The following is a 13,580-nucleotide window of genomic DNA, read 5'->3' on the forward strand; positions in this document are numbered from 1 at the left end:
GCGGCTGTCAAATTTAGCACAAAACCCGCCATTTTGCCAAACTGTTGTTGTGTGCCGTTTTATTTTATCTCGAAACTTATTCCGTCAAATTTGTCGACAAGCTGTTGAATATTTATTGTCTGAATGCCCAATTGCGAACAAATTAAAGGTATTTTTTTGAAAACTTTATTGTCATTACTGACTTCTGTTTCTTCGGTTACGAGGAAAATATCTTCGGTTGGATTATCTTTTATGAGAGTTAGGCTTGTCAGAATTAATTTCATATCAGCCGAATTCATAAAATCATTTTTTACTGAGTCGTATTGCGTTTCTGTTAAGCGGTTTTTCTGAACTCCATTTACAAATTGGTTGTCAACTTGTCTATAAAATTTAGCAGGTGCAGGTGGTAGAATAAATTCAGTATTTAATGGAAGTTTGTTCGTTTTATTAAAAGTCTTGTCAGTTAAAAACGTAAGTGAAGTCAAAACAATTCCTTTTGATGTATAGGCACACTCATCAATTATCTTGTCAATAACCAAGATTTCCCCATTTACAATTTTTGATTTAATTGCTTCAAATAAAATTGTTTTCTTGTCAAATGGTAAGTAATACCGAACCAACGACAATAAAGAGCTGGTGTCAATTACTACTTTCATAGATGAAACTACCTATTTTATCGGGTTTTATGTTTAGCTTTTTACACAATTCGTATTCATTAATTACACCTTCATAAAATGCAGTTTGAATTGTTGATACTAATAATGGCGATTTAATTGGTATTGGTGTTGAACCACCCGGATTAATTCCGTTCTGTTTGTCTAATTCCCTTTTCTTTTTTAGCTCTTCATTTTTAATTCTAAAATCATCTTCAAAACTAACTTTTACTTTATTGTAATTTGCTGGGCTGATTTTATTTAGCAAGAGTAACTTTGTGAAAATCGCAATTCTACTTAAATGCGTCTTTTCTGAAATGGATTGAATTAGGTCAATATTATAATCATTGTTGGCAGTTGAATTATCGATTGTTTCAATTATTTTTTGAAATTCGCCACTTAGAAAATGGAAGGCAAAATCATTGCACCAAGTTTCAATTCTTGATAATTTTTGATTAACGAAGTCTTGATAATCAATTTGGTCTATTTCTTCTTCATTTAAAAGATAATGTCCCAATTCGTGTGCAATTGTAAATATTTCTCTTTTAAAAGAAATTTGTTGACGTTTTAATACAATTACATTAGGTTTAAGGAAAAAGCCATCAATATTTGCTCTTTCTTTTTTATTCCAAGTTTCTACGAACTCAAATACTAAAATATTTTTTTCTGCAAGTTTTTCTATTAGCTCGGTTAGAAAATCTTTATCCTTGATTTTAAATTCGGGATTTACCAATTTTCGTATTTCTGTAGCTACATTTTTTGGGTTGCTATTAAGCGTAAAAACAGGTAATGTTCTATCAAACTTTATGTCTGATAGTTCCGCAATGGCAGATAAGGAGATTTTAAATTCTTCAAAATGATTTACAATCTTTCTTGCACCTAAACTTAAATTAACATCAAATTTTGTCTTTCTAAAAAATATACTTGCATCTTTAGAAACTTCAGGTGATTTAGGGTCTAAATAGTAATGAATACCTTTATTAAAAACTTTATCAATTCTTTTAAGGTGTCCAAGTTCAATATTTGGACTTAATATTTGTTCTTTTGTTATGGGCTTAGTCAAACCTTCACTTATTAAAGGTAATAGTTCTTCAACCGACATTTTTAACAGTGTCAGTAAGTACTTTAGCTTTTCTATGTTTTGTTCAACTTTCAAGAATTCATCTTTAATTTATTTACAAATATACTCAAATTTTTAGTTGTCTTTTAATGTACGGTGGTTCGAAAAAATTGCACCTAACTCTCAAATATCCGCAACTATAAACACCTAAAACAATGTTCAAATGCTTATATTCGCTATTTCTATTAGGTATTTTGAATACACTTCATAAATAGTTAAACGTTATAAACGGAGACTCATAGTTAACCAATTATTGATTTCGAAGAATTTTGAGCGTATGGGGTTATTAATTTAGTTCACACTAAACTATAAACTAAAAAGCACAATTCAAAGTGGGTATACAATATTTAAATGATCTGATAAAACCATGAATGGCAAGTAGAAAATATTATAATAAATAAATGATTTACAGTTTTTTAATTAAATTTTTCTATTCCAAATACCCTAAAGCCTCCTCAATAGTTTTAACCGGCAATTGGCATACTTTATTTCGGCAGATATAAATTTTAGTATCATTGCTTTGCTTACCTTTAAGCAGCGGCAACGTACTTTCTGTTCCGCCCAATAAAATTTTATTTGGAATATAATGATTGCTTAATTCCAATTTAACAACATCAGTTTCTAAACCTGTTAGGGCAATTTCGTTTATGCCATAAACTTCGTTAAGCAATTGAATGGACCAATTTGAATAGGCAGAACCATACGTTTTTATTTTAGGATGAACCGAAGCAAGCATTTCAGCAGCTTTTGCACTGTAGCTTTCTAAATCAAAAAATAAGCCCAGTTTTTTAAGGTTTTGAGCCATTACAGAATTCGCTGCCGGAATTACATTATCCATCACTTCGTGTTTACGAGCAATTAAACTTTCACTTTCTGCTGAGGTATAAAAAAACATCGGCGAATCTGTATCCGAAAAGTTTTCCAATACATAATCGCTAAGGGCTTTTGCCTCATTGAGCCACTTTTCATCAAAATCATATTCATATAAGGCAATTAATGCATCAATTAAAAAAGCATAATCATCTAAGAAGCCGATAATAGAGGCTTTACCATTTTTATAATTTCGATACAATCCACCTTGTTCTGTTTTTAAATTAGCTAAAATAAATTTTGCTGCTTCTGCGGCTTTTTCATAATATAAATCATGGTTTAAAACGGTTGCCGCATCAGCCAAACCCTTAATCATCATTCCATTCCAGGCCGTTAAACATTTATCATCTAAACCTGGTCTGATTCTTTTGCTTCTAACCTCAAGCAATTTAGCCTTCTCAGATTTTACTTTATTGTAAAGTGTTTCAGCATCTATTCCGTACGTAGCAATTAAATCATCATCTAATATGGTTTTACGCAATATATTGGTTTGCTCCTCCTCCCAGTTTCCATCTTCGGTAATGTTGTAATACTCACCAATTATTTTGGCATCATCACCCATTATTTCATCGAACTCTGTTCTATCCCATACGTAAAACTTACCTTCAACACCTTCGCTATCGGCATCCAAAGCAGCATAAAATAAGCCATCACCTGATGTCATTTCTCTAAAAACCCAATCAATAGTTTCTGTAACAGTTCGTTTAAAGGAGTCGAATTTTGTGCATTGATAGGCTTCTGCATATAAGCTTACCAGCTGCGCATTATCATAAAGCATCTTCTCGAAGTGAGGAACATGCCATTTATCATCAACAGAATATCGGGCAAAACCTCCCCCAATCTGGTCGTAAATTCCGCCTCTGCTCATTTCCTCTAAAGTGTGACAAACAGCCGTAAAAACCGATTCATCATCTTTTAGAAAACCGTATCGCAGCAGAAATATCCAATTATTTGGCAAAGGAAATTTCGGTGCACGGTTATAGCCACCATAAGTGATATCAAAATGGCGTTTCCAAGGATCAATAATTTCTATTAAATGTGCTTCAGTATAGGCTTCCTGAATATCTACCGCAACTATTTTTTCACTATCATTTATTCCTGATGTTAATCGCTCTGCATATTGAATTGCTTTCTCCGGCTCGTTTGACCACAAACCCGCTACGTTTTCAAGTATGTTAATCCAGTCATCTTTCCTAAAATAAGTTCCGCCATAAATTGGACGCTGGTCTGGCAGGCAAATACAATTTAGTGGCCATCCGCCACTTCCCGTCATTAACTGTATGGCATACATATAAATCTGGTCGATATCTGGGCGTTCTTCCCTATCTACTTTTATACAGATAAAATGTTGATTCATAACTTCAGCAACTTCATGGTTTTCAAAACTTTCTCGTTCCATAACATGGCACCAATGGCAGGCAGAATAACCTATACTTACTAAAAGTAACTTATTTTCAGACTTAGCTTTTTGTAATGCTTCGGTTCCCCATTCGTACCAATGAACAGGATTGTATGCATGTTGCAATAAATATGGCGATGAAGCATTGATTAAACTGTTGGGTTCGGACATGTAAATGATGGAAAATGTAAGATGTATAATAGAAGTTAAATTTAGCGATTGTAAATCTATTAATAATCTACAAAGCTGCCTTGTTTTAGTTTTTGTTTTTATATTTTAGATGGAAATCTATTTCTTTTATGGAGCTATCAAAAAGTGATTTATTTAGTGTAATTAAGGATATTATTATTCAATCTCGCTTGAGGGTTTTCCGTGCTGCAAATTCGGCTTTACTGGAATCTTACTGGCAAATTGGAAAACTTATTGTAGAAGATGAACAAGCAGGCAAAGCAAGAGCTGATTATGGAAAATCGACATTAAAAAACCTATCTCAGCTGCTTACAATGGAGTTTGGAAAAGGTTTTGATGAAAGTAACCTTAGAAATATCAGGGGATTTTACCTTGCCTTTCCAATTCGTGACGCATTGCGTCACGAATTGAGTTGGACGCATTACCGCCTACTTTCGAGGTTGGAAACTGAGCAAAAACGCGATTATTATTTATCCGAATCCATCACCTCAAATTGGAATAGTAGAGAATTACAAAGGCAAATTAATTCGCTTGCATTTGAAAGGCTTGTATCTAATAATATTCAACAAGATTCTCAACAAGAAATTGAAAACTTTTTAAAAGACCCTTATATTTTTGAATTTTTAGGATTAAATACAAACGCAAAAAATTCTGAAAGGGAATTAGAAAGCTCTATCATAGACCACATTCAGAAATTCTTGTTAGAGTTTTGGGAAAGGTTTTGCTTTCGTAGCCAGGCAACAACACATTGTAACTGATACTTCTGATTTTTTTATTGATTTAGAAACAGTTGAAATTTTAACTAATAAATTATCAATAGGTTAATGCTTTGGCACAATTTATTTTATGAAATTAATATGATGGACATAATTATTATTGTCCTAGCCGGACAGGCTTTTTACTTTTTGACAACAAAAAGTAACAAAAATTGCCAGCTGAAAATTTTTGTTTTAAAGCAAGTAGTAAGGCATTGACAATGCATTCCCAAAAATTTGTTAGGCCGGATTTAAGGTAAACGAAGATTCATTGCTTTGGCTTAGTTAGAAGGAAATGCTAATTTTATAAAATATTAATTACGATCCTTAATTAAGCTTCCAAATAAAGGATTTAATAGAAATAGATAGACAACCTTTTGAATTAGAAAAACAATAAACATGAAAATCACCCATACCGAAATATACCGCTTCAGCATCCCGATGGAACCATTCGTTATTGCAACCGGAACCATGCATTTTGCCCAAAATGTGCTGATTAGAATATATACGGATTCTGGTATCCACGGCATTGGAGAGTGTTCGGCTTTTCCGATGATTGTCGGCGAAACGCAGGAAACCTGCATTGCAATGGCGAAAGATTTTGCCGCGATTTTAAAAGGCAAAAATCCTTTGGAAATTCCTGAACGGATGAATGATTTGTTGGGTTATGCTGACCATAATAATACCATAAAGAGTGCTTTTGATATGGCCTTATTTGATATTGCAGCTAAAGATGCGGGCCTGCCACTATACAAATTTCTTGGTGGTACAAAAAGAAGCATAGAAACTGATATGACGATTGGTATTGATTCTCCAGATGGAATGGCTGCGACTGCCTTAAAATATCAAAGCAAAGGATGCAGGATTTTAAAAATTAAATTAGGCAAAGGTATTAATGATGATATTGAAAGGGTAAAAAAGATTCGTGCAGCCGTTGGTGATGAAATGATTTTACGCTTAGATGCCAACCAGGGCTGGAGTTTTGATGATGCCTTATTTGCTCTGGGTGAACTGGAAAAATACAATATCGAATTTTGCGAACAACCCATGCGTACCTGGTACGATGATAAATTACCAGAATTGAATGTAAATTCACCAATTAAGTTGATGGCCGATGAAAGTTGCTACAACCACCATGATGCCCGAAAGTTAATTAACAGCCAATCTACAACCTACCTAAACATCAAGTTTTCGAAATCCGGTGGAATTTTAGAAGCGCAAAAAATCCATGAAGAAGCCTTGCAAACAGGAGTAAAATGCATGATTGGAAGTATGCTCGAAAGTCGAATTGCCTTAAGCGCAAACCTTCATTTTGCGTTAGCAAGTCCTAATGTTATATTTTTTGACTTAGACACCGCCCTACTTGGCCATTTGGTTGACCCGGTTGTTGACGGATTAACTTACAACGGTTATTTTTTAGATGTTCCGGAAACGCCAGGTATTGGCGCAGAAGCGGATGAATTTTTCTTAGAGCAATGCGAAAGTTGGATGGTATAGTTCACTGGTTTGTTGGTTGATTTGTTTTTTAGTTTATTGGTCATTGGTACATTGTATAATTTGTGTTAGCGTGTTTCATTTAACTATCAAAATTTATATGTTGTACTTTTTTCAGTTTGCTAAAAATCAACAAACTATTCCACAAAAAAACTAACCAACCAAAAAACGAATTAACTAAAAACTAACCAACTAATAACCTTACCGAACGAGCATTCTTGCAAGATCAGTACTATCTCCATTAAAGGCATTAAAATCTACCACATGACCAATTCCATTGATTTTGGCTTTATCAGAGTGTTGCCAAAATTTCCATTTGCTTTTGTCTAAACGCAGCTTAGGTTGATAATAATGAGCAATCCAAAGTGGATAATCTTCAAAATCACCTTCTAAATAATCTTCATAAAACTTTAATCCGGTATAAATAATAGGTCTTACCTTTGTTTTCATTTCCACATAATTCAGAAAATCAGAAAGCTCTGCCCTCATTTTTAAAGGTGAAACGCCATCCAAACTTTCTACATCAACAACTGGTGGCAAATCGCCTTTTTCGATATTAACAACCTGTAAAAAGAATTTAGCCTGGGTTTTTCCATCGCGTTTTGGTCTGAAGAAATGATATGCACCACAAATAATCCCAGCCTTTGGTGCCTCACGCCAGTTCCGTTGAAAATATGGATCAACCAGCAAAATACCCTCAGTTGCTTTTATAAAAGCGAAGCGAATACTGACCTCGTCCTCTTTCATGGCCTTAACTTTCTGCCAGTTTATTTTACCCTGATAGTAAGAAACATCAATGCCATGAATAGCATATTTTTTAGGGATTTTTATGTCGAAACTATAATAAGTTCTATATTCCGGATCTTGCCCCCAATCTGTAACCCATCGCCAGGCACCGACAAAACCCTTTACTACATAACCGTAATAAAATGGAGAGAGTAAAATTAGTAGTAAACCTGCAATGGCTACTTTCCACTGCGTAGGAAATGGTTTAGGCTTTTTCTTTCGAGGTACCGTTTTTCTGGCTGAAGGTTTCTTAACAATTGGTATTCTTTTCTCTGGCGGCATATTTTATTTGATGCCGCTAAGTTGAGGAAAATTGAGGGGAAATGGAAAGACATTGTTCTCTGAACCACTTTCCAATTATAGATTTATCTAAGAATAATTTATCTTTTCCTCCTGAGCGGAGTCTAAGGATTTGTGGGAAATTAAGGTTTAAAATATTAAAGTTTTGCAGCTACAAGAAGTTGGCGATTTCGAAGCACTAAACTGTCAACCAAGCACAAGCTTTGATAGAAGCACAAAACTTGATTTAACCACCGTCAGCCATTTTTACACAAATTTGCTGTTATGGGTAAATGTATCTTTTCTGTCGTTGCGATATTAAGCTTTCTGTTTTTCCGTTTTGTCATTTACCAATCCTTGTGATTGATTGCTAATCTTATTGTTGATTTACAATAAAGTTCGCTCGTTCAAATAGTTCGTCATATGTTAGGATTTCTATGTTTCTTGAATCCCTACGAAATAACTCAAAAGTATCAAGTTTAATCTCTCTTATTCTAACATTTTCTATGTCGTTAAATTCTGATTTATTACCAATTAATAAAATAGATTTGGCATCTTTAGTTCTTTGTGCAAGTTTTCTATCTCCTACTTTATTGTAATTGTTTGAGTTCTGTCCAAGTATACACCATTCTGCTTTTTGTTCCAATACTTGAGTCACAGCGTCGATAAAACCCTTACTTAAACTCCAGGTTCCACTTCTGTTTTTTGTTTTGTCAAATATTTGTGTGTCTGGTTTTTTGATTTCTACTGTAACAGTGAAATCTTTAAAAGTCATCAAAAAATCAACTATTACTTTTTCCTTATTGTCGGTACCCACAGAAGTTAAGTTCATTTCTCGATCAAACTGTGTCATCATTCTGTAATCAAGTCCATAGCCAAATATCCATTTTTGGCTATCAAAGAATTTTTGCCAATCAGTTTCGCTCCATTCAAGATTGTTTAGTTGATTTTTGAACACTTCCAATGCATCCTTTCTACCCAACAAAATATCGATATCTTGTTTTGTAAGATTATTTTTAATCTGGTTTAGAAGGGAAATTCTTTCTGAACCATATGTGTTTTTAAGAACTTTAATAATGGCTTTTTCGCTACTGTCAATTAGTGCTTTATTACCATTATTAGAAGATAAATCTTCAATTTGAAAATTATCTTTATTTGAAAAATCAATGAATTCAATTGATTTTAAGAATGCAAGTAATTTTTGAAATTCATCTCCTCTAAAAGTAAAGGTATGTTCGTTTGTTGTTTTAAAATCTCCTGATTTGTTTTCGTCAAAGCGTTGAAGTGTTAGTCGCTTGATTTGTTTATCCTCTTGGCTCACAAGAACTAAAACTTGCTGTTTCTTTTTCGTTGACTGTCTTAACGTAAGTATTCCATTTATTTCTCCGGCAATAACAATATTAGAATCCTCAAAAACAATTTTCACATTTCTGGTATCTGTAGAATTTTGAGAAAGTTTAAATGCTTTACTTATGTAGATTTTACCTTCTTTGCGAATTTGATAGAAGTCAAAGTCAGTTTGTGGAGTATTATCTATCATGCAATTTTCGTTTTATCAATTTCTGTAAGACTGATTGTTTGTTTCATTGCTGTCGTCAAAGTTTTCTGCCATTAGACCTCGATTTTATTACCAATTTTAAACAAAGTTATGAACGATTTTTTCAACCCAAGGCCATCCAAAAGATATTAGTTTAGGAAATATTGATAATACTATAAAACCAATAGAGCTAATCAAAGCGTTTAATCCCAAAGCATTTACATGGAAAGGTTCTTGCCTGCCTACATCTAAATCATTTAACTTATTTTTAGCTTGAATATACCCACTAAACGCAAGAATTACACTTATTATAAAAGCAATTCCTAATAAAATAATTTTAAACCCCATTACTTTTGTTGTACATGCATAACATAATAAAATTAAGGTACTTAGAAATGATAAAAAAATATATGAATGGATGAGTGTTAAAATTATTAACGCAATAATATATTTGGTAGAGATTTTAATTTCCGATTTTATAAATTGATAAACTATGGAGGATGAAATATTCATCACAAAAATTGAAACTCCACCAAGAACAATAGCGGTAATAATTAAAAGTATAATGGTAATTAAAAAGTTCATTTCAAATTCATTTTAAGTATAAAGTTTATATTTTACAATTCAGATGTTCAATTGATAATTTCGTTGGTTCTGAAATTGTTTTTTAAAAGGTTCAAATTATATTGTGCTATTTATTTCTGTTCAGTTTAAGTTTTGTTTAATTCGAATGTGTCAGCAAACTTTCATTGACCGATGAGTTTCGTTAGGGTAACATTTACCCATAACGTTTTGGAAATTTGCGCAGAAATGGCGTTGCTTGCACAACCATTGTCAGCCAGCACTAAATTAGGTTAATAACGGATGAAATAAGGTAAACCACCGTCAGCCATTTTTGCACAAATTTGCTGTTATAGGTAGCCATTTTAGAGTTTGCCATCAATTTCCCAACTGTTAATCATATCATTTGCTCTTTTTACAGCACTATAGATATAAAGGTCGTTCTTAGTTTTTAACCAAATGTGGTCGGTAATTATTAAATAGCAAAAAATTTCTTCATTAATTAACGCCAGATTAGTCATAGCGCTATTAAATTGATGTCGGGCAATTAATACCGAACTAAGTAGAACTCCTGATAATAAAACAATTATGGAAATATTTATATGGCCAAGATAAAATAGATATATACTTGCTATGAATACAGTAAATGCTAAATATTTGAGGTATGGTTTGTCGTTTGAATTTGTGGTCAACCTACCAATTATAAATTTTATTGGTAATATTAGTAGAAATGTCCAATCCTTTAGAAATATGGCAAGGATGATTGAAATAAGTATGATTAAATTGGGCATAAAAATCGTAACATCGTGGTATAACATACTTTTAATATCCTTATTTATTCCTTTCAAGAGCTTGTATTTGTAAAATGACAAGACCTTTGAAGTGCCCTTTTTCACATCGTTTTTTAGTTTTTGAAAATCGTCGTATGGAAAATTAATTAGTTTTTTTAATGATAACAGTTCTTTGTTATTACTAATTTCTTCAAATATTACTTTTCCAAATGGGGTTTTATAGAATTCTGTTTCAATTGAATTATCATTATAACTGCGGTTTTCTTTGTCTTCTTCTAAATCAACCTTGCGCTGTTCTTCTTCTTCTTGTGCTTTATTGAACTCTTCCCAGTAATTCTTTCGTTCATTTTCCTTATCTTCTTCTATGATGGAACAGGTCTGTGTTTTTGCTAAGTCCAAATATTCTAGTGAACTAGTGTTGCAAGCCGACCACATATTTACTTTACAAAGCTTTGAAATTTCTTTGAGTGGATCAGTTCCTCCCAGCACTTTTATGCTTAATAAGTAAGGTTTTAATTTATCAGGTTTGCATATTTCTATTTTTAGGTCAGCCTCATTTGATTTATAATGACACTCGTAGAAAAGGTCTTCTTCGTTCGTATCCAATTCTTCCCATTTATAATGTTCTTTTGTTAGTGTTTGGTCAATTTTATCTCTCAGTTCTCGTGGGTCTGCAAAACAGAAAAATTCGTCTTTAATCTTATTTTCTTCGGAATTCGTTATCCAATATTCTTGTTCTCTCATTTCTGGGCGATTTTTCGGGGGTTACCTATAACGTTTTGGCGCTTGGCGAAGGTGACGATTTTCACTACGCATGTTGATGCGGAGAACCAAACTTTGATTAACCTCCAATGTGTCTGCGGAGCACTACACCGTCACTTTTGCCAAACGCCTGTTAGCGGATGTTGTTTTAGTTCTGTCCAATAAGTTCATATACACCATTAACTATTCTCTTTGCGTCTGTGGCATTTACAGTTGCCTTCGTATGGACAAGCCTATTTCGTGTGTCAGACCACATTCTGATTTTAGCAAAATCCTCTTGATGAATTATACCAAAATCTTTTGCTAAAATATAAATTGAATATGGTACAGTAGTTTTAATAGGAACATCCTTCATTGTTTCAACTCTCTGTCGAATATTAACCTCAAGTAAAGTCATCGCAGAAATTACAGCAGCTCGGTATTCTTTCTTTTTAAGGAGTCTGTTTGGCTCTTCGTCATAAGTTGTTTTCATTGGCTCTACGACATCTCTAAACCAATGTTCTATTCTTTCACTAAGCTCATCAATTGCTTCAAATGGATTGTCAGGCCTTAATATGTATAGTAAATTTTGAATGTCCGCTGGAATAGGAGAATTCTCTGAACGAATAATTAAAAGTCTATTTTTATGCTTGCTTTGACTTAAAACCAGTCCGAGCTCAAACATTGTGTTTTGAGTTGCAAGGTCTAAAACAATAAATTCTGCTCTGTTTATCAAGGCGGATACTTTGGCTATCCAATTGTCACCAATTGAAATGACATCATCTGCACTTATAGGAACTAACCCTTTTCCCGCTGCAATTGGGAAAATATACTTTTTATAAAAGGGTAAAAATTTTATTGGTATCGAGAAAAAACATAACCTATTATTTGTGTCGTCTGGCAAAGCGAGTTCAGCTAATGTAGCTTCCTCACTAACTGTCGGCAGTTTTAATACTTCATCATTCCAATAGTCTTTAAGTTCAGTAAAGACTTCTTCTAAAATTTTAGGGTAGTCGGAAGGATTGCCTTTTATATTAATTACCTTAACACCTCTTCTTTCAAATCTTGCCTTTTCGTGTGGAGAGCAAGCAATTTTCAAAACGTATGCTTGTCTTCGGAGATTTCCTAGTCGGTCTTTTATTACTTGCCAAATTTGTCTAAAATCAGTGTCGTCCAAGCTGTAGCCGATAAATAATGGAGTTCTTATAATAAGTAAATTTGCTAAATATGTTGCCAGCATTGGATTTTTTGATAGAAATCTATCATAGTCTTCTTCGGTAACAACCAATTTGTTCGGATGATGCAGGTCTCCGTGAAGTTTAAGAATTGTAATTCCATCACTAGAATTAGAAATAGAAAGCTGGTCTTCATCAATAATTGGTCGGCAGTATTTAGGAATTAGTCCATAGCCTTGTTCAAGTAAAAATTCAAAATTAGTTGTGCAAACAATGTCAAACTGCAATTCGCAGAAAGCCTTATGAGTTTTTCCGGGCTTAACAGAACTCAACAACAATAGTTCTGTAAGTTTTTCAACAAGATTAGTTCTGGAATATTCGTGACAGAATGCAGAAATTGCATCAATAGCATTAGTGTATTTGTAGTCCTGAATGTCTTGAGCAATCGCCTTTCCAAGTTCATCCCAGTCAAGCATTTTCTTGTTCTTAGGTATGTCAGCATTTTTAGAAAAGCCAGCTCCGATTATCGGTAAACAGCGATTACTAACCAAGTCTTGTAAGAATGGTTTCGGAAAATATTCTATGTATTTATATTTTTTCATTCGATGTTGTCTGTCGTTTTACAATATCCGCTAACTTACTTATTGCGGCAACTTAACCGTTTAGAATCGAATATAAACGTTTAATATCTTTTAACATTCAATATTTCTTCCCCAAACCTACTCCTTCCTACCCTCACCTCCTTACGGTTTCCCGTAACCTTATTCTATTTCCCATGTTGCCAGCAAAAGCCATTACCATTAGCACTTCTTTTGCACCTCGCTCCTTTTTTGGTAAACGCTTTACATTGCCCAACATAGCTATTGCTTGTGGTGATTGTTTTTCTGCTGCTAAAGGTATTAATCGTTGTTGATTTCGCATTTGCACAAACGCCACAACTACCGCCGCTGTTGCAATGTTTACAACCCGAGCAATTAGAACAAGCGATACAATTGCTTTTGCCATAACACGTAGCTACTGGCTTGCGAAAGGAATAATTTTTAGGTGTTGGTGCGTTAAAAAGCAGCAGGCTGCCTATTAAAAGAAAGAGAAGCGTTTTCAAAATAATTAAGAGCGTTGAGGGTTGATTTAAAATATTTAGTTAAGTTAAAATTACGTTTAATTTATTGATTTCCAAGCCATAAAAACTAAATTGGTAAAAGGAATAGAATATATCACCCCCAGCACCCAATGTCATTAACTTAAGGCGAA

General features: G+C 33.5%; 11 protein-coding genes. 2 read left to right on the forward strand and 9 right to left on the reverse strand.

Annotated elements, in window-relative coordinates; genetic code table 11:
- Window positions 1-59: 59 nt before the first annotated feature.
- From IEV50_RS07150 to IEV50_RS07160, 3 genes are all read right to left on the reverse strand, one after another.
- A complete protein-coding gene (locus tag IEV50_RS07150; protein WP_188412555.1) occupies window positions 60-635 on the reverse strand; it encodes a DUF4411 family protein in 576 nt (191 codons plus the stop codon).
- On the reverse strand, window positions 619-1,788 hold the full coding sequence (locus IEV50_RS07155; RefSeq protein WP_229746664.1) for an ImmA/IrrE family metallo-endopeptidase: 1,170 nt from the start codon (window positions 1,786-1,788) through the stop codon (window positions 619-621). The genes IEV50_RS07150 and IEV50_RS07155 overlap by 17 nt, the downstream gene beginning before the upstream one ends.
- Window positions 1,789-2,182: 394 nt before the next feature.
- Window positions 2,183-4,192 carry a thioredoxin domain-containing protein gene (locus IEV50_RS07160; RefSeq protein ID WP_188412556.1) on the reverse strand — a complete coding sequence of 670 codons (2,010 nt, stop codon included), beginning with the start codon at window positions 4,190-4,192 and terminating at the stop codon, window positions 2,183-2,185.
- Window positions 4,193-4,320: 128 nt separating this feature from the next.
- Here IEV50_RS07160 and IEV50_RS07165 point away from each other — a divergent pair, with 128 nt between their 5' ends.
- A complete protein-coding gene (locus IEV50_RS07165; protein WP_188412557.1) occupies window positions 4,321-4,968 on the forward strand; it encodes a PDDEXK nuclease domain-containing protein in 648 nt (215 codons plus the stop codon).
- A 396-nt stretch (window positions 4,969-5,364) separates the two neighbouring features.
- Window positions 5,365-6,462, forward strand: coding sequence for a mandelate racemase/muconate lactonizing enzyme family protein (locus IEV50_RS07170; RefSeq protein ID WP_188412558.1), 1,098 nt, complete (start codon window positions 5,365-5,367; stop codon window positions 6,460-6,462).
- A 198-nt stretch (window positions 6,463-6,660) separates the two neighbouring features.
- Here the strand turns inward: IEV50_RS07170 and IEV50_RS07175 are convergent, their stop codons facing one another.
- The 6 genes from IEV50_RS07175 to IEV50_RS07200 all read right to left on the reverse strand — a co-directional run bounded on the left by IEV50_RS07175 (window position 6,661) and on the right by IEV50_RS07200 (window position 13,431).
- Complete coding sequence (locus IEV50_RS07175; RefSeq protein ID WP_188412559.1) at window positions 6,661-7,527, reverse strand: glycoside hydrolase family 25 protein; 867 nt, start codon at window positions 7,525-7,527, stop codon at window positions 6,661-6,663.
- A 373-nt stretch (window positions 7,528-7,900) separates the two neighbouring features.
- Window positions 7,901-9,064, reverse strand: a complete 1,164-nt coding sequence (locus IEV50_RS07180; RefSeq protein WP_188412560.1) for a Shedu immune nuclease family protein — start codon at window positions 9,062-9,064, stop codon at window positions 7,901-7,903.
- 96 nt (window positions 9,065-9,160) lie between these two features.
- The gene (locus tag IEV50_RS07185; protein ID WP_188412561.1) at window positions 9,161-9,646 is read right to left on the reverse strand and encodes a hypothetical protein; all 486 of its coding nucleotides are present in this window, start codon (window positions 9,644-9,646) and stop codon (window positions 9,161-9,163) included.
- A gap of 341 nt (window positions 9,647-9,987) precedes the next feature.
- Window positions 9,988-11,157 carry a hypothetical protein gene (locus tag IEV50_RS07190; RefSeq protein WP_188412562.1) on the reverse strand — a complete coding sequence of 390 codons (1,170 nt, stop codon included), beginning with the start codon at window positions 11,155-11,157 and terminating at the stop codon, window positions 9,988-9,990.
- Window positions 11,158-11,323: 166 nt separating this feature from the next.
- Window positions 11,324-12,931: an SIR2 family NAD-dependent protein deacylase gene (locus tag IEV50_RS07195; protein WP_188412563.1), complete on the reverse strand. Its 1,608-nt coding sequence runs from the start codon at window positions 12,929-12,931 to the stop codon at window positions 11,324-11,326.
- A 164-nt stretch (window positions 12,932-13,095) separates the two neighbouring features.
- The gene (locus IEV50_RS07200) at window positions 13,096-13,431 is read right to left on the reverse strand and encodes a DUF5763 domain-containing protein (protein WP_371870267.1); all 336 of its coding nucleotides are present in this window, start codon (window positions 13,429-13,431) and stop codon (window positions 13,096-13,098) included.
- Window positions 13,432-13,580 lie beyond the last annotated feature (149 nt).

Origin of the sequence: Pedobacter mendelii, from assembly GCF_014635725.1 — a bacterium.
Lineage (GTDB): Bacteria > Bacteroidota > Bacteroidia > Sphingobacteriales > Sphingobacteriaceae > Pedobacter > Pedobacter mendelii.

Coding starts and splice junctions, on each gene's coding strand:
- IEV50_RS07150 (WP_188412555.1), bottom strand. CDS start 635: ATGAAAGTAGTAATTGACACCAGCTCTTTATTGTCGTTGGTTCGGTAT.
- IEV50_RS07160 (WP_188412556.1), bottom strand. CDS start 4,192: ATGTCCGAACCCAACAGTTTAATCAATGCTTCATCGCCATATTTATTG.
- IEV50_RS07165 (WP_188412557.1), top strand. CDS start 4,321: ATGGAGCTATCAAAAAGTGATTTATTTAGTGTAATTAAGGATATTATT.
- IEV50_RS07170 (WP_188412558.1), top strand. CDS start 5,365: ATGAAAATCACCCATACCGAAATATACCGCTTCAGCATCCCGATGGAA.
- IEV50_RS07175 (WP_188412559.1), bottom strand. CDS start 7,527: ATGCCGCCAGAGAAAAGAATACCAATTGTTAAGAAACCTTCAGCCAGA.
- IEV50_RS07180 (WP_188412560.1), bottom strand. CDS start 9,064: ATGATAGATAATACTCCACAAACTGACTTTGACTTCTATCAAATTCGC.
- IEV50_RS07185 (WP_188412561.1), bottom strand. CDS start 9,646: ATGAACTTTTTAATTACCATTATACTTTTAATTATTACCGCTATTGTT.
- IEV50_RS07190 (WP_188412562.1), bottom strand. CDS start 11,157: ATGAGAGAACAAGAATATTGGATAACGAATTCCGAAGAAAATAAGATT.
- IEV50_RS07195 (WP_188412563.1), bottom strand. CDS start 12,931: ATGAAAAAATATAAATACATAGAATATTTTCCGAAACCATTCTTACAA.